17 protein-coding genes are annotated in these 17,137 nt (G+C 30.7%); 6 read left to right on the top strand and 11 right to left on the bottom strand.

Annotation, left to right across the window (positions count from 1 at the left end):
- Nucleotides 1–41: 41 nt before the first annotated feature.
- Both V9L05_RS05000 and V9L05_RS04995 read right to left on the bottom strand, forming a co-directional pair.
- Nucleotides 42–1,547, bottom strand: coding sequence for a hypothetical protein (locus V9L05_RS05000; protein WP_338790016.1), 1,506 nt, complete (start codon nucleotides 1,545–1,547; stop codon nucleotides 42–44).
- Nucleotides 1,548–1,735: 188 nt separating this feature from the next.
- The gene (locus V9L05_RS04995; protein WP_338814612.1) at nucleotides 1,736–2,329 is read right to left on the bottom strand and encodes a hypothetical protein; all 594 of its coding nucleotides are present in this window, start codon (nucleotides 2,327–2,329) and stop codon (nucleotides 1,736–1,738) included.
- Between the two features lie 339 nt (nucleotides 2,330–2,668).
- Here V9L05_RS04995 and V9L05_RS04990 point away from each other — a divergent pair, with 339 nt between their 5' ends.
- The 3 genes from V9L05_RS04990 (at nucleotide 2,669) to V9L05_RS04980 (ending at nucleotide 5,005) form a co-directional block, all read left to right on the top strand.
- On the top strand, nucleotides 2,669–3,097 hold the full coding sequence (locus tag V9L05_RS04990) for a hypothetical protein (protein ID WP_338790018.1): 429 nt from the start codon (nucleotides 2,669–2,671) through the stop codon (nucleotides 3,095–3,097).
- A 221-nt stretch (nucleotides 3,098–3,318) separates the two neighbouring features.
- Nucleotides 3,319–3,924, top strand: a complete 606-nt coding sequence (locus V9L05_RS04985) for a hypothetical protein (protein WP_338814611.1) — start codon at nucleotides 3,319–3,321, stop codon at nucleotides 3,922–3,924.
- Nucleotides 3,925–4,021: 97 nt separating this feature from the next.
- A complete protein-coding gene (locus V9L05_RS04980; protein WP_338814610.1) occupies nucleotides 4,022–5,005 on the top strand; it encodes a quinone oxidoreductase in 984 nt (327 codons plus the stop codon).
- Nucleotides 5,006–5,063: 58 nt separating this feature from the next.
- Here the strand turns inward: V9L05_RS04980 and purD are convergent, their stop codons facing one another.
- From purD to V9L05_RS04935, 9 genes are all read right to left on the bottom strand, one after another.
- Nucleotides 5,064–6,341 (bottom strand): phosphoribosylamine--glycine ligase, encoded by a 1,278-nt coding sequence (gene purD, locus V9L05_RS04975; protein WP_338814609.1) that lies wholly within the window; start codon nucleotides 6,339–6,341, stop codon nucleotides 5,064–5,066.
- A gap of 87 nt (nucleotides 6,342–6,428) precedes the next feature.
- On the bottom strand, nucleotides 6,429–8,606 hold the full coding sequence (locus V9L05_RS04970; RefSeq protein ID WP_338814608.1) for a 7TM diverse intracellular signaling domain-containing protein: 2,178 nt from the start codon (nucleotides 8,604–8,606) through the stop codon (nucleotides 6,429–6,431).
- Between the two features lie 88 nt (nucleotides 8,607–8,694).
- Nucleotides 8,695–10,809, bottom strand: a complete 2,115-nt coding sequence (locus V9L05_RS04965; RefSeq protein WP_338814607.1) for a 7TM diverse intracellular signaling domain-containing protein — start codon at nucleotides 10,807–10,809, stop codon at nucleotides 8,695–8,697.
- 213 nt (nucleotides 10,810–11,022) lie between these two features.
- Nucleotides 11,023–11,589 carry a DUF420 domain-containing protein gene (locus V9L05_RS04960; RefSeq protein ID WP_338814606.1) on the bottom strand — a complete coding sequence of 189 codons (567 nt, stop codon included), beginning with the start codon at nucleotides 11,587–11,589 and terminating at the stop codon, nucleotides 11,023–11,025.
- Between the two features lie 228 nt (nucleotides 11,590–11,817).
- Nucleotides 11,818–11,964, bottom strand: coding sequence for a hypothetical protein (locus V9L05_RS04955; RefSeq protein WP_338814605.1), 147 nt, complete (start codon nucleotides 11,962–11,964; stop codon nucleotides 11,818–11,820).
- Entirely contained in the window at nucleotides 11,961–12,191 is a 231-nt protein-coding gene (locus V9L05_RS04950; protein WP_338790026.1) for a DUF433 domain-containing protein, read from the bottom strand. The genes V9L05_RS04955 and V9L05_RS04950 overlap by 4 nt, the downstream gene beginning before the upstream one ends.
- Nucleotides 12,192–12,202: 11 nt before the next feature.
- Nucleotides 12,203–12,898, bottom strand: coding sequence for an SCO family protein (locus V9L05_RS04945; protein ID WP_338814604.1), 696 nt, complete (start codon nucleotides 12,896–12,898; stop codon nucleotides 12,203–12,205).
- 234 nt (nucleotides 12,899–13,132) lie between these two features.
- A complete protein-coding gene (locus tag V9L05_RS04940; protein ID WP_338790028.1) occupies nucleotides 13,133–13,471 on the bottom strand; it encodes a cytochrome C oxidase subunit IV family protein in 339 nt (112 codons plus the stop codon).
- Between the two features lie 91 nt (nucleotides 13,472–13,562).
- Nucleotides 13,563–14,351, bottom strand: coding sequence for a cytochrome c oxidase subunit 3 (locus V9L05_RS04935; protein WP_338814603.1), 789 nt, complete (start codon nucleotides 14,349–14,351; stop codon nucleotides 13,563–13,565).
- A gap of 290 nt (nucleotides 14,352–14,641) precedes the next feature.
- Here V9L05_RS04935 and V9L05_RS04930 point away from each other — a divergent pair, with 290 nt between their 5' ends.
- The 3 genes from V9L05_RS04930 to V9L05_RS04920 all read left to right on the top strand — a co-directional run bounded on the left by V9L05_RS04930 (nucleotide 14,642) and on the right by V9L05_RS04920 (nucleotide 17,133).
- Nucleotides 14,642–15,406, top strand: a complete 765-nt coding sequence (locus tag V9L05_RS04930) for a DUF6498-containing protein (RefSeq protein ID WP_338814602.1) — start codon at nucleotides 14,642–14,644, stop codon at nucleotides 15,404–15,406.
- A 348-nt stretch (nucleotides 15,407–15,754) separates the two neighbouring features.
- Complete coding sequence (locus V9L05_RS04925) at nucleotides 15,755–16,210, top strand: thioredoxin family protein (protein ID WP_338814601.1); 456 nt, start codon at nucleotides 15,755–15,757, stop codon at nucleotides 16,208–16,210.
- Nucleotides 16,210–17,133, top strand: coding sequence for an FAD:protein FMN transferase (locus V9L05_RS04920; RefSeq protein ID WP_338814600.1), 924 nt, complete (start codon nucleotides 16,210–16,212; stop codon nucleotides 17,131–17,133). The genes V9L05_RS04925 and V9L05_RS04920 overlap by 1 nt, the downstream gene beginning before the upstream one ends.
- Nucleotides 17,134–17,137: the final 4 nt, after the last annotated feature.

Below are 17,137 nucleotides of genomic sequence, written 5' to 3'. Positions count from 1 at the left end.
GATTAAAGAGAATCCAAAACTGCAAATTACTGATAGCTAATTCATTCCAATTCCAAATAAATCTTGCGTTCTCTTTCTTTAATATAGGCTCTCAAATCTTTGTAAGGAATATAAATTGGAAAAAAACGTTTTTGGGAACGACTGTAAAGTGTTAATCTCAAATTATCTGGAAGGAAATTATAATGCTCCAAAACAGTAAGCGAATCATAGGGTTCGAATTGCATTTGATGACGTTGCGATTCTACTTCTACATGTCGTTTTGCTCGTAAATGAATACGTGCTTCAAAACTATTTTGAGGATTTTTCTTATCTATTTCAGTAGTAAATAAATGATTTAAATGAAAAACTTCATTCTTTTTAAGGTCATAATTAAAGGCTACATATTCTGTTCTCTTGCTTCCTTGGCGAATAAAAAATAATCCACTAATAAGATTTTTATTGGCAAAAAGGATATTGTAATTAATTTCTATATCACAATTTCGGTTTTGAGAGCCTGTAGTGTCTAGCTTAGCTAAAAACTCTTTTTGCCAAGCATTTACGTGTGATTTGATATAGGTCTCATTAAAATCTTTCAAAATATCTTCGTTTTCGATTCCTGTAATTTGTGGATAATAAACACAGAGTGAACTGCCATCAGAAGTTTTGAAACGCTTGATATGATTTTCTAATGAATAAGGAAGAATTTTTTCTTCATACAAAAAGTCTAGTTTTTGATTTGTTTTGGCTGATTCCCAAATACCTTTAAAATTATAATCATAATCAACAGAACCTTTGAAATATCCCGAAACAGTTTCGGCATCTAAAGCTGCACGCTCTTCGATAATCCATTCAAATTGCTTATTTTTATCATTATTTGAAACTCTATTGCTTTTATAATCTGTGGCATTTTCTAAATAAATATCTCTCCAAAATGTATCATAAAAATAAACACCACGTTGGAATTGAGGAGAACTTACATCGGCTGTTACACAGACATACGCCCAAAGTGAATAGTCTTTTCCTTCAATAGTTCCTTTCATACGTAGCCATTCGCCACGTTCCCACTGTGTTGAAATAGCTGTGTTTTGTTGTTCTTGTTTTTCAAAAGGACGTTTATCCCAAACAAAATAGGCATTTTTGTAAGGTAAAAAAACAGCAGATGGTTCTTGCCAACTCCCTATAGCTGGGTGAGTGGTTTGAGAGTAAGTAAGACGAGTAGTAGTATTTCCACCATTTTCTAAAAGGTAAAAAGTATAGTTATTTTCTTTTTTGATAAGTTTTTGGACGAGCCAAACACGCTGTGTTAAATTGGCTTGATAGCGAATTTGCATGCGTTCATTTGCCAAGTCATATTCAAACTTAAACGTTGGATTCATTCCCTCATAAGGTTCTATCAAAATTCGTTTCCCATCTTTTTCAGTGAGAAGAAACCATTCTTTAGGAAAGTTTTCAACAGCTTTTGCAATTTCTTTTGGCTTTTCGAATTCATCAGAAGAAGAACAAGAGGTCAGAGAAAATGAAGCAATAAAAAAAAACAAAACATAGAAGCGCAAAAGATTAACACTCAATTTTTGAGAAGTTGAACTAAGGCAAGAAAAAGAGAAGAGAAAATGGGATAAATACTTCAAGAGAAACAATTATTTGATAGGAAGACTTATTTTGTGTCTAAATTACAAAATACAATTTACAAAAAAATGCTATTTGGATATAAATTTCTCTTTTATGTTTTGAAATCTTGATGTGAACTGGATATATTTTATTTTTTACAAAAAATAGGGTTTTCACATAACTTTTTCAAACGCTCCAAACTTGTATTACTTTCTCTCTCTATTTTAGGCTTGTAATATAAATAACCCAAATAACGTATAAAAGGATTTTCTCCTAAATCAATCTCTAATGTAAAATTTAGTGTTGAACGTTCATTATTTGTATTATTTTCAATTACTGACTTTAATTCAAACTCGCCTTCTATGTGTGTTTGTGAGGTTTTAAAATTAGCAATATATTTTAGTTTCTCAAAGTTTGAGTTTGAGACGTTTTTGTTGGAAATAGACTGAATATATAATTCTACTTTTTCAATGTTTTTAGAATCATTTTTATCTTTGAATTTCATAAATGCTCCTACTCCTTGTGGAAATTGTGAGTAAATATATTCTGTATCAGAAGTTTCATCCCATTTTTGCCAGTCTAACCATTTTTCCCATTTGGGTAAGTCATATAAGTATTCAGAAATATGAGAAGAAGAAGAATTGATTTCTATTTGTTCATTAATGAGTAAGGTTTGAGGAAGCAAAAGACCTCCATATACAATGATAACAGAGATTACGAAAAGTAAAATAGTAGTTCGCATGAGGTAGTTAAAATTAGGATAGATTAAGTTCTAGGTTTGCTTGTGTTGATGTAACAAAGGTAATATCAGACACCGTAAAGGATGTGAGGAGTAAATTATTATAATGTCTTTTTAATATTTTTTTATCAAAAATCACAAACAGATTAACCTTCTAAAATGCTTTTTAATTCATTTTTAAGATTTTTATCAAAAAAACTTCTTCTTTTTATCCAAAAAAAATACATAAATATTTTGAAAACTCACTGATTTTGAGTAATTTAAGAAGGTGAATACAAATATTGAAAAAAATACAAGCCTATATTATCAAAAATACCTACACACAAAAAAAATCACAAAATTATGGTCGCAACTGCAAATCCAGCAACTGACAAGCATGTACAAAATTATCTACGTGGATTGGCTGAAGAAGTCAATGGAAAATACACCGATTATTCTGATGATACAGTTATTGTAACAATCCCTCTTAGTGATGGACGATATCAAAATGTAAAAGGATACATCATTCCTAGAGGTGATGGTGTGATGTTAGAATTTATGTCTAAAGTTTGTAAGCTAGAAGACTATCCAGATATTAGTCTAACAGAACTTTTAGAACTCAATCATGGACTTTGCTATTCCAAAATATTACTCAAAGATGGTTATGTAGAAGTAGGTTCTTCTACAAAATATGAACTGTGTACATACGACCAAGTTCGTTACATGATTTTTGAAGTAGCACGAGTAGCTGATGAACTAGAAAATCGTTTTACAGGTGAAGATGTGTATTAAAATAATATTCAAAAAATAAAAGTTAACCTGTTTTGCTTCTTACTCTACTAACTTACAAATCCTTACCACTATCTTTTTTTTTAAGAAATTGAGTAAGGATTTTTCTTTGAAATACAATTTCATAAATAACCCAAGAGTTTGTAAATTGAGAATTGAAAGCTACTTATAAATTATATCTAGCTAATTTTACAACTTATTTACTCACTATTTTTTTTAGAATTATGAATATTAGAAATTTGAAATTGTGTGCTTTTATTATTGTCTTGGTAAGTTTTTTTTCGTGTGGTTCGAATCAGACAAAAGAAGCAGAGTCTAATGAAGTAACAGACCAAACCAATGAAGAAACAACAGCAACAGAAGCCAAAGAGGAAATCATAGAAGCCAAAGTACAAGAAACGGATGAACTTATCATTTATGAAAAATCTTTTTTAGGACTTTCTTCAGGTATGGAGATAGCAGACTATACAGGAACATTAGAAAAAGGATTGCTACAAACAGGAGAAGGAGATTTTGATATTTTTAATGTCAAAGATAAAGATGGAAATATAGTTGCTTATTTTGATCCGTTTGAAGGAAAAGTAGGAACTATTACAATTACTTCCGAACTTGCCAAAACAGAAGATGGAATAAAGATAGGTGATACTTTCGGAACTCTTTTAGCAAAATATCCAGATTTGAAAGTGTATGGTTCAGAAATAGAAGGCTATACACAGGCTATTGTAAACGAAGGATTAGGCTACAGACTTGATGAACAACATTACAATTATGAACTCAAAACAAGTGAAATTAAGAAAGATGCTAAGATAATTGAAATTACGATTAAATAGGTTAATTATAATTTTGATTTTAAAATTCTTATTATTGCAAATCCTAAGCTAAAAGCTAGCTTAGGATTTTTTTATACAAAAAAATATTTTTACATAAATGAAAAATACAATGAAAGCTCTTACTTTTTCTGAATTTGGAAGTTCAGAGGTGCTAAATTATATAGATGTAGCTGTTCCTATTTTAAAAGAAAATGAAGTTTTGGTAGAAATGAAAGCCATTGGACTTAATTACGCTGATATTTATCGTAGAAAAGGTAATTATCATTTGAAAGGAGACCCTCCTTTTATTGCTGGTTATGAAGGAGCTGGAATTATTCAACAATCAAATTCCAAGAAGTATAAAATAGGTCAGCGTGTAGCTTTTACAGATGTTCCTTTTGCCAATGCTGAATTTGTATCTGTTCCCGAAACTCATATTATTCCTCTTGATGAAAATATAAATTTTGAGCTTGCTTCTTCTGTTTTATTGCAAGGGCTAACAGCTCATTATTTAGCAACAGATAGTCATGAAGTGATGAAAAACGAAGTTGTGCTTGTTCATGCAGCTTCTGGAGGAGTAGGACAGATTCTCACTCAGATTTGTAAAAATAAAGGTGCAATAGTAATTGGTCTAACTAGAAGCAAAGATAAATTAGAAACTATTTTAGAACAAAAATCAGATTATGCTCTACTTCTTGATGATAATTGGAAAGAGTATGTTTTAGAAATTTGTAACAAAGTTAAAAATCAAAAAGGAGTAGATGTGGTTTATGATAGTGTTGGAAGTACATTAGAGGATAGTTTTGAAGTGACTAAAGAATGTGGACACGTAGTTTTTTATGGAATGAGTGGAGGCGACCCAAAACCTGTCGACCCTAGAATGTTGATGGACACAAGTAAAACCCTTACAGGAGGAGACCTTTGGAGTTATCTCAATTCGGAAGAACAAAGGCACAAAAGAGCAAAAGAATTGTTTGATTGGATTAAAGAAGATAAAATTAATATAAAACCTCCTGTAACCTTCAAACTCTCAGAAGGAAAACAAGCACATGATTTCTTAGAAAAGGGAAAAAGTGCAAGTAAAGTTTTATTAATTCCATAATAGTTTTTAGGAGAAATCTAGTTCAAGCAGTACTGCTTGAACTAGAAAATAATAGTTCTTAAAACAAATCTTTTCCAATATCTTTACGATAATATTTTCCTTCAAAAGTTACCAATTCGGCAGCGTGATTTGATGCTGCTAGAGCTTCCTTTGCTGTATCTGCAAGTGCTGTAAGAGCAATTACTCGTCCTCCATTAGTCATGGTTCGGCTATCGTCTTCTTTTGTTCCTGCATGGAAAGCAATTACATTTTTAGGAAGATTTCCATGTCCTTTAATTGTTTTTCCTGTTTGATAGTCTTCTGGGTAGCCACCCGAAACGAGCATAATTGTAGTGGCTGCTTTTTTAGAAATTTTGAGTGAATGATTAGCTAATTCTTTTTTAGAAGTGGCATCTAACAAAGCTAAAAAGTCGGATTCTATACGTGGCAGCACAACCTCTGTTTCTGGGTCACCCATTCTGACATTGTATTCTAAAACATAAGATGTATTTCCGACAACCATCAAACCAATAAAAATAAAACCACAATAGTCTATATTTTCATTTTGAAGACCTTGTAAAGTTGGTTTTATGATAGTTTCCTCAGCATTTTTGATAAACTCTTCTGTTACAAAAGGAACTGGCGATACTGCTCCCATTCCTCCCGTATTAAGTCCTGTATTTCCTTCTCCGATTTGTTTGTAATCTTTGGCTTCAGGAAGCAAAACATAATCTTTTCCATCTGTCAAGACAAATAAAGAAACTTCTATTCCATCCAAAAACTCTTCAATTACTACTTTACTACTTGCTTCTCCAAATTTTTCATCTAAAAGCATTTCATCAAGTGTTTTTGTAGCTTCTTGATTTGTGTGAGCAATCACAACGCCTTTTCCTGCTGCCAGACCATCAGCTTTCAAAACTACAGGAAGAGATAATGTTTTTAAATATTCTTTTGCTTCTTGAATAGATTCTTTAGTAAAAGTTTCCGACTTAGCAGTTGGAATATTATTTTTATTCATAAAGTTTTTTGCAAAATCTTTACTTCCTTCTAGCTGTGCGCCCTCTTTGTTTGCTCCAATAATGCGAACATTACGAACTAGGTCACTATTTTTAAAGTAATCTACAATTCCTTTTACAAGTGGCTCTTCATTTCCTACTAACACTAAATCAATATTACTTTCTTTACAAAAATTAGCCAAACGCTCAAAATCAGTAGGTTTAATGGCTACATTTGTTCCTACTCGTGCCGTTCCTGCATTTCCTGTAGCGATATAAAGATTATCACAAAGTGAGCTTTGGGCAATTTTCCAAGCAAAGGCGTGTTCTCTTCCTCCTGAACCAATAATTAAGATGTTCATAAAAAATGGATTTTGTAGTGTTTTCTTTTTATTTATTTGATTAAACAAAACTACAAAAAATAGCACTTATAACCTGCTAGAATGTGATTATAATTTCACTCCCATAATTGTAATATCATCACGCTGTTTTTGCTTGCCTTGATGGAGGTCTAAAATCTCTTCTAACTTTGTTTTCTGTTCTGAAAGAGGAAGAGTATGAAATTCTTCAAGCGAACTTTTGAGCTTTAAAGAACCTATTTTTTGTTGATTCCGTCCATTTTGATCTACAAAACCATCAGTAGTAAGATAGATTTTATCCCCTTTTGTAAGAATGAATTTTTCTTCTTGAAATTCTACATCCACTCTTTCTTTTTTCTTTGTAATTCCTCCTACCGACATTTTATTGCCTTTTAGTTCTTCAAAAATATCATCTTTTATATAATACAAAGGACGCTTTGCACCTGAAAAAGTAATTTCAAATTGTTTCTTTCCAGTAGAATGATGAATAGAATCTACTTTTTTAATACTACACAGAGCGACATCCATTCCATCCATGTTATTGCTTTGTTTTTGCCTTAGAGCTTCTTGCAAACGCTCATCTAAACGTGCAATTATTTGTGCAGGTTTGGTAATAAGTTCTTTAGATACAATTTCATTCAGAAGCGCAAAACCAATAAGTGAGATAAAAGCCCCTGGAACGCCATGTCCTGTACAATCCAAAACAGCAATCAAAATAATCTCTTCTTTAGTAATTGGGTCATTGGTTTCATACACCCAATAAAAATCTCCACTTACAATATCACGAGGACGAAAAAGAACGAATGATTCTTCAAAGTGCGTCTGAACACGCTGCTTCATAGGCAGAATTGCCTTCTGAATTGTTTTGGCATAACGAACACTATCTGTAAACTGTGTATTGGCTGATTTGAGTTGTGTGTTTTGCTTTTCTATATAATCTCGCTGTGAAATAATTTCTTCTTGTTGTTGGTGTAACTCTTCGTTTTGAACCAAAATCTCTTCTTGTTTCATCGAAATCTCTTTTGTTCTTTCTGTTACTTTCTGTTCTAATAGCTTATTCTGGTTTTCTAATATTCTAGCATTTTCTTTTTCTAAATTCTTCATTCTATATCCTAATCCTAGAGAAAAAGTCAGAATTTCTAAAATAACACCTACTTGTGCAACCAAATATACATCACCCAAGGTGTCACCAAATAGAGCTTTCAATACATTGGATAGAAAAGCTCCTCCCATAGCACATGCAGAGCCTAGTAAAAAATAGCGTACTAGTGTATCAGACCAATAATTTTTAGCCAAATAACCTATGAAAATCAAATTACAAAGCAGAATAATTCCATGGGCTGCTTTAGAGGTTTTGTCATAGAGATAACTATTTCCTAATCCATAATTGAGTATAATATAAGGAAGCAGCATTCCGATAGAAAAAATAATTCCAATAGAAAAAAAGCGTTTCCAAAATTTATTAAATACTTTTTTGGGAAGAAATGTCAGAATAAAAGAGAAAAAGCCAACTGCTGTAATGGCAAGCCCAAACATTCTGAAAAATAATGAAAAGTAAGGATTTTGAGCAGAAAAATAATCAACAAATAGTCCTGCATTTTGTGAGGTGAAAAGAGAAAACCCAAAGATATAGATAGCATAAGCTAAATAGACCTTTTCTCTACTAGATAAAAACAAAAAGAAGTTATAGAGCAAAATAATCCATAACATTCCTTGAAAAAAGAGTTGAAAATCAACTGTATTTCGTCGTTCTTTTACATAAATACGATTAAAGTTTTTTTCATTTAATACTTCTAATTGAGTAGAAATAGGATATTTCTGACTACTTATAATTTCTATATAAAAAGGCTGATTATAAACTGGAATCTTGATTGCGCTAATAGCTATACTTAAAGGAAGTTGTTTTTCAGATTGTGCAACTAAACTTCCTGTCAGAAATAGGTCTTGATTGTGATAGACTTTTATGGAATCTATATTTTTGTTGAAATCAATAAATTCTTTATTTGCATCTTTAATCGTAATTTTTAGCCAAATTCTGTCTTTATATTCTTTTTTATTTAGTTCTGATAATACAATTTCTTTAAAGCAATTTTGGTCTAATTGATTACTACTAAAAATAGAGTTATCTTCACAAACCTCAATAGAAAAACCTGTATCCAAATTTACAGTCTCATTTTGTGCAAAAGTAGAGAGTAAAAATAAACTATTATAAAGAAAACAGGTAAACAAAACACTCAAAAATTGTTTTGTAGAAATTAGCGTAGGCAAAATAGAATAAATGGTTTGTTGTGATTGTGTTTTAGCGAACTGAATATACACATAATTTAAGAAAATACAATATGTAATTTATTGAAAGTTAAAGTTTTAAACCCAAAATTGTAATATCATCTCGTTGTTTTTGTTTTCCCTGATGTGTATCTAAAATTTGTTCAAACTTTTTTCTTTGTTCTGCAAAAGGAAGATTATGAAATTCTTTAAAACATGCTTTTAGTTTTGAAGATCCTATTTTTCTATTATTTTTGCCATTTTGGTCTATAAAACCATCAGAAGTGAGATAAATTTTATCATTTTTGGATAAAATGATAGTTTGTTCTTCAAAACTATATTTGTCTGTAATTTTCTTTTTGGTTACTCCTCCAATAGAAAGTTTGCTTCCCCGTATTTCATGTAATTCATTATTTTTGATAAAATGTATAGGACGTTTTGCACCAGCAAATTTGATTTCAAAATCAGCTAGTTTGTAAGAATTTGTTTTTTTAATGGCACATAAAGCGACATCCATTCCGTCTGAATTTTGCTTTTGTTTTTGTCGCAATGATTCTTGAATACGCTCATCTAATCGTTGCAAAATTTGAGCAGGAGAAGTAATATTTTCTTTGGCTACAATTTCATTTAATAAGGCAAAACCAATCAGAGAAATAAATGCTCCTGGAACGCCATGACCAGTACAATCCAACACAGCAATCAGAGTAGTTTCCTCACCAGTTTGTGTGTCTATAGTTTCATAAATCCAATAAAAATCTCCACTCACAATATCACGAGGACGAAAAAGAACAAACGAATCTTCAAAGTGATTTTGAAAGCGTTGCTTCATAGGCAAAATAGCCTTTTGGATTGTTTTGGCATAACGAATACTGTCTGTAAACTGCGTGTTGGTTGTTTTGAGTTGTTTATTTTGTGTATCTATATAATCTCGCTGTGAAATTATTTCTTCTTGCTGCTGGTGTAATTCTTCGTTTTGCACCAAAATTTCTTCTTTTTGTTTGCTTATTTCCATCGTTCGCTGATTTACTTTTTGCTCTAGCGTTCGATTTTGTTCTTCCAATATTCTAGCGTTTTCTTTTTCTAATTTTTTCATTCGATGTCCTAATCCCAATGAAAAAATCAAAATTTCCAAAATACCACCTACCTGTACAATTATGCTTACATTTTTTATTCCCAATGCTTGTAAAATATTAAATACAAATGCACTTACTACAAGAACTAGAGAAGCTAATAAATAATATTTTGTCATCGTATCTGACCATCTTTTGATAGCTAAATAAATGAAAAAACTAATTAGTCCTATCATCATTAAAGCATGGGCAATTTTGGAAAGTAGTGTATAGATTCTGAGGTTATTTGCTCCATACATCACACCAATATAAACTAAGGTCATTACAGAAACAAAAATAATAAAACCTTTAAAAAACTGTCTCCAAAAGCGACCAAAGACTTCTTTGGGTAAAAATTCTAATGTAAAATACGCATGTCCTAAGAAAGCACCAGCCAAGCCAAAAATGCGAGCTAGATTAGAAAAATAAGGATGATTTGGAATAATAAAATCAGAGAAAAAACCTGTGTTTTGAGCATTAAAAACCGAAAAACCAAAAATATAAATTGCATAAGCGATATACACTTTTTCTATAGTTGCTGCAAAAATAAACAGATTATAAAGCAAAATTATCCATAACATTCCCTGAAAAACAGCTTGAATAATAATATCTTTTTGTCTTGGATAAAATTGAGTTTTTTCAAATTCTTGTTTTGTCAATACATCAAATCCAGCAGTAAGAGGAAGTTGGCGACTGCTTATAAGTTCTATATAAAAATGCTGGTCATATTTGTAATAGTCAGGAATCTGAATAGTATTTATTTCGACACTTGTAAAAACCTGTTTTTCAGATTGTGCTACTAAGTTTCCAGAAAGAAAAACTGTATTTAATGATTTGAATTCAAATGTGTTTGGAAAGTAGGCTTTTATAGAATCAATTTTTTTATCAAAAACAATAAACTCTTTGTCTGTATTGGTCAGTTTAATTTTGAGTAAAATACGTCTTTGATACTCTTCTTGATTGAGTATAGAGAGAGAAATAGGTTTAAAACAAGAATTATCTAAATTTGGCGAATAGCTCTTATCTTGACAAATTTCTAAAGAAAAGCCATTACTTAAATCCTGACTGTTTTGTGCAAGAGAAAAGTTGAAAAACAAACTATTAAGTAAAAAAAAGCTACACAGAACACTTAAAAAGTATTTTGGAAAAATAGAAATTGACAAAATAAAAGAGTGATTTTTTGTATTTGTGTTTTCTTGTGATAGAAATATACAAAAAATGACAAACAAAAAAAGATTTATTTACCTAAAAAAGTAAATAAATCTTTTGTTAATTCTTAAAAATTCAAAATTTTGTTTCTTGTTTTATGATTATAATGGTTGATAATAAGGACTTATCATGAAATAAACAATCACACCCGTAATGGCTACATACGTCCAGACAGGGAATGTCCATTTTACCATTTTTTTATGCTTTTCAATTTGTCCTGTCCAAGCAAAATAAATTGCCCACAAAACTAAAGGAACAACTACAATAGAAAGTAAAATATGAGTAATGAGTAAGAATAAATAAACGCCTCTTATTAGACCTTCTCCACCAAATTTTGTAGAAGGAACAGATGCATGATATAATACATACGAAACCAAAAATAAAGATGATAAAGTAAAAGCTGTCATCATAAGTCCTCTATGAACTTTGATATTTTTATTTTTGATAGCAAAAAAACCAGCAATTAAACAAAGAGAAGTAATAGAATTAAAGACAGCATTGATATGAGGTAAAATACGAGTATTAAAACCAAAATCAATTTTACTTTCATTATTCAGAGAAAGTAAAACAGCTACCAATAAAGGAACAACAACAGACAAAATTCCAATTGTCCATTTCATTGTTGGGTTTGTAGTAGGTGGGTTATTTGAAGGAATAGTTGTATTCATTTTTTATAGTTAAATTAATTAATATCCGATTATTTCATCTCTACGAAACAGGACTATATTACTTCCCTGTTCAAAAGAAATAATTACTTCATTAAAATAGTTATCAAAAAGTTGGAGTAAGTCTTTATTACTTATATTGCCAAACTCTAAAACTAAAACTTTTGGAGGTGCACCATGAATTACATAATTATCTAAAAAATCAGAATCTTTTGTAATTATTGTTCTGTTTTATTCTTTAGCAATTATTACAATAGTGTTATCATCTAATAAATGACCCTCTTCATAAAAAGTAGTGTGTGTTGTTTGATAGCCAATAGAAGTTATATAATGAGCTAATCTAGCAGGAAGTTGAGTATCAACAATAAATTTTATCATATAATTAATTTTTTTATAGTTTTACTACTTGCTAACATAGCTGCATAAAATAAACACGCTTGTATGTCTTCTTTTTCTATGAAAGAATAGTCTTCTAAAATTTCATCAAAAGACATTCCTCCTGCAAGTAATTCTAACATATTGGCTACTGTAAAACGCATATTTCTTATAGTAGGTCTTCCTTTGTGAACATTTGGATTTAGGGTAATTCGTTCTGATAAATTCATAGTATTTTAGTTTATTGTTTATCTTCTAATTGTAGCACTTGTATTTCGTGTATAAGTCTATCTACATCGACAAGTTCAGTTCCTTTATAGTAGCCTCTAATTTGCCCTTTTCTATCTACCAAAACAAAACGCTCTGAATGGTCAATATTGACATACGTATCTTTCTTTTTAGCAGGAAGAAAATAACTACATTTTGCTTGCTCAAAAATCTGCTCTTCTGTGCCTGTCAAGAAATACCATTTTGAATTATCTGCGTTATATTTCTCTGCATATTCTTTCAAAATTTCGGGTGTGTCATACGTTGGGTCAATGCTGTACGATACTATTTTTACGTCTTTATCATCTTTGAATGCTTCCTGTACACGTATCATTTCGGAAGCCATTTTCGGACAAATATTTTGAGTACAACGAGTAAGAATAAAATTAGCCACATAAATATTTCCTCTTAAATTTTCTTGAGTAATTGTTTCTCCAAGTTGATTGGTAAGAGAAAAAGGAATAGTTCGGTGTGTAGAATCTTCGAAGTTAGGCTGACAACCAGAAGGTTCTATAAAAGTGGGATCAAATTCTGGTAAACGCAAACTATACATAATAGGAAGCGTTTTGTGCTTCGTTTCACCTGTCCAAAGAAAAGCAATGAATAAAGCAGGAAGAACTAAAATGACAAGTAAAATACCTAAGTTTTTATAATTTTTTTGTTCTGACATAACTGGTGGTTTTTGTATCACTCACGACTACATGAGTAATGATAGAGTTTTAGTTAAAATGATTTTTGTAATAACTAAATGAAGATTGTAAAAAAAGAAACTTAAATTATGTAGCTCTTTCTTGTATACAATCAAAATACTAATCTTTTGCAAAACAAAAATGTTTCTTATAGTTCTGCAAAAGACAGACGCTACAAGAAACATTTTTTAATAATAGAACGTGATTATTTTGAATTACATAACTAAATCTGGAAAACGAATTCCAAAGATAGTTGTTCCTTCGATAAGCATTGCCAAAATGAGCCAACAAACAAAAATAGTAGGAGCTATGATAGCAAAAATAAGATATTTAGCTTCGTGCTTAAGGTGCATAAACTCAGCTACAATATAGCCAGCTTTTACGAGTGTAAGCAAAATAAAGACAACATTTCTATAAATACTTGGTTCGATAGTAAAAGCAATGACATATTCTATTGCCGTAACGATAGCCAAAATACCTGCTACCATCCAAATTTTCTTGATATTCTTAGCTCTTTGTTCTTTTGGGCTAAGTGATGAATCTACGTGAGCCATAATTTTATGTTTTTATAATTGATATAATGTAGAGCAGACTTTAGTCTGCTTATTACTGTAGAATAGATTTTAGTCTGTTCAGTATTTTTGTTTATACAAGATAGAAAAATGTAAATACAAATACCCAAACTAAATCTACAAAGTGCCAGTACAAACCTACTTTTTCTACCATTTCGTAGTGTCCTGTACGACGATAAACGCCCATTACTACATTATAAAAAATAAGAATATTGAGTATTACTCCAATAAGAACGTGAGTACCATGGAATCCTGTAATGAAGAAGAAGAAGTCTGCAAAAAGAGGTGGTCCATATTGGTTTTGAGTCAAACTAGCACCAAAATAAGTTCCTTCTACCAATTTATCTCCCATAAACATAACTGATCCGTGGATAAAGTGACTCCATTCCCAAGCCTGACAGCTAAGGAAAGCTACACCACCCAAAATAGTCCAAAGCATCCATTTCTCTACTTCTGCTTGTTTTTCATCTTCATTAAGGGCAGGACTATGACCAGCCTCAACAGCCAAAACCATAGTAACACTACTCATAATCAAAATAAATGTCATGATACCAACAAAAACAAGAGGAGCATCTACACCATGAAAAAGAGGCATTGAATTAAATACCTTCTCTGGAATAGGCCAATATTCTTGAGAGAAAACAAAATCACTTGCTTCTCCTTGAAAAGAAGGAAATGCAAAACGAGCTACTCCATACGAGATAAGAAAAGCTCCAAATGTAAAGACATCGGAAAGAAGGAAAAACCACATCATTAGTTTTCCGTAACTTGCCTTTAATGGTTCGTTTCCACCATCCCACATGCTGCGTACAGGCGCATTTATTTGGGGTTTAGTAGATTCTGCAATAACTTCTGCTGCCATTGTATAAGTTGTATATAGATTTTTGTAATAAGATTTTTTAATAAAATAAAAGCAAGACTATTTTTGTTTAAAAAAATGGATTAGATTTATATATTTTTCTAACTGTTGTCTTAGCTCTAATTTGATTTATTGTGTAAAATTAGCTAGAAAACTGCAAATTTCCTTATGTTAGAGAACTAAAATATAGATTTTTTTCTAATTTAGAAATGTTAAATGGTTTAAATTGCTGAAAGTCAGCTTGTTTTGATATTTTCAACTCTTCTTTTTATCAAAAAAAATCCTAGAAAAATATGCCTACTTCACAGATAAAGAAAATATATGCGAAGAATATTGCTCTTATTCGCTTTTTGTTTAGCCTTCTTGTAAATGCTTTTACTTTCTTCGGCATTATTGTTTGGAAGTGGAATTTTTTTACCATTATTTATCTCTACTGGTTTGAAGAAGTAATTCGTATTATTTTCAGGCTCATAGAAAATAGAATCAATTATACTAAAAACATAATTTCTAAAGCAGAATTAAAGGTCATAAATGGGATTACTAGAGCAATGCTTTTTCCTATGTTCATTTATCTTGTCTTTATTATTGTAATTGTCGGAATTATTGCCTCCCCAAATAGCGATGCTACAATAGATAATCTATTTACAGTATTTTTTAGAAATATAGAATTTAATCTCAACTTACTTTTAGCAGTAATTAGCGAAATAATAATCTTGTTTATTGTTTTTAGAAAATTAAATAAAAATAATTTTGAAAGACAAAGTCAAGAGGAGTTAGAGAAAGAATTTTTAAGAATGCAACAAGAAGAATCTAAAGAGTATAAAAATCTATATCAAAAAGATATGCAACAGAATAAAAATCAACTCTTTTCTACTCAAATGATTGTTTTGCATTTGTCTATTATATTAGGCACATTTCTTTATTTTGCAGCCAATACAGACAAATTACCTATCCAAATTAATTTGGGAGCAGCAGGAGAATTTGCCTTTGTTATTGTTTTTGCTGCTGTACAGACAATAGGAGAAGTTTTGACTTTTGTGAAGGGTAGAAAAAAATGATTGTTTTGTTTATATTTAACGTGAACTCGGTAACCCATCTGTTCGTAGTGTCTCATTATAAACTTAAATATATTTAAGCGTCACGCTTGTATTGGAAATATAAAGCGAAATGCTTTTATTATTTTTGGTTGTAGCAAGATGATACAACCAGTAGAGTTTATTGTTTTTAAGTGAAAAAAGTCATTATGGTAATAGTTTGAAAAAACCATAAACTGATTAACTCTCAATTTTTCTTATATGTTCAATACTTTGACAACACTAGTTCAAAAATAGCGTATATTTTTTCAGCTTGTTATCTTATTATAGCGTTTAAAGTTTCAACTCCTCTTCTCAAAAATATCTTAAATTATGAAATATTCATTGCAGACTATTCAATCAAAAAAATATTTACTATTAGTATTTCTAACTCTAGTAGTATCAATAAGCGCAAATGCACAAACAAATACGATAGATTCATTAAAAAGTGTTTCACAGAAAGAACATAAAAAAATCTTGTTGTATTTCTCAGGATCTGATTGGTGTGGACCTTGCATAAAATTCAAGAAAAATTTTATTGAGCAACCCGAATTTATAGAGTTTTCAACTGAAAATTTATTGCTATTAAATGCTGATTTTCCTCGTAAAAAGGCAAATCAACTTAGCAAAGAAGCAATAAAAGAAAATGAAATGTTGGCTGAAAAATATAATCCAAAAGGACTATTTCCTTATGTTTTATTATTAGATGAGGAAGGAAATGTAATTAAAAAGTGGGAGTCGCTTCCCAATGAATCATTAACTGAATTTATAGAAAATCTTAAAGACTGATGTTATATCGTCGTGCTACAAAATTAATGGGAAATGGTTTTGAAATCGCACTACAAAGCCAAGATAAAATATGGGCAAATACAAAAATAGATGTCGCCATTGATGAAATTAAGCGAATAGAAAGGTTGCTTACAACATTTGCCGAAGATAGTATTACTAACCAAATCAATAATAACGCTGGTATAAAACCTATTCAAATACCTGATGAGGTGTTTCAATTAATAGCTCGTTGTCAAAGAATTTCTGATTTAACACAGGGTGCTTTTGATATTAGTTATGGTGGTTTTGACAAACGATTTTGGAATTTTGATCTTTCTATGAAAGAATTGCCATCGGTAGAAAATGCCAAACAAGCTGTTCGATTAATCAATTATCAGAATATCATTTTGGATAAAGAAAATCAAAGTGTTTTTCTTAAAAATAAAGGAATGCGAATTGGTTTTGGAGGTATAGGCAAAGGATATGCAGCCGAAAAAGCAAAACAGATTTTAAAAGCCAATGGTGTAGAAAGTGGATTTGTAAATGCTGCTGGCGACCTTACTACTTGGGGTTTTCAAGAAAATGGAAAACCATGGACAATTGGAATTGCTGACCCCAATCAAGGCAAAAAACTCTTTTCTTCATTGAATATAACCAATACTTCTGTGGCTACTTCTGGGAATTATGAAAAGTTTGTGATGATTAAAGGCAAACGTTACTCCCATACCATAGACCCCAAAACTGGTTTTCCCGTATCAGGAATCAAGAGTGTAACCATAATAACAGCAAATGCAGAATTAGCAGATGCTTTAGCAACGCCTATTACTGTAATGGGAATAAAAACAGGATTACATTTAATCAATCAAATGAAAGGTGTAGGTTGCCTTATTATTGACGATAACAACAAACTTTTTTTATCAAAAAACATAACTATTGACCCATGAAAAA

It is taken from the genome of Bernardetia sp. Wsw4-3y2 (genome assembly GCF_037126295.1).
Classification (GTDB): domain Bacteria; phylum Bacteroidota; class Bacteroidia; order Cytophagales; family Bernardetiaceae; genus Bernardetia.
Note: the sequence above shows the minus strand (reverse complement) of the source record. Positions and strands in the feature narration are given on the sequence as shown.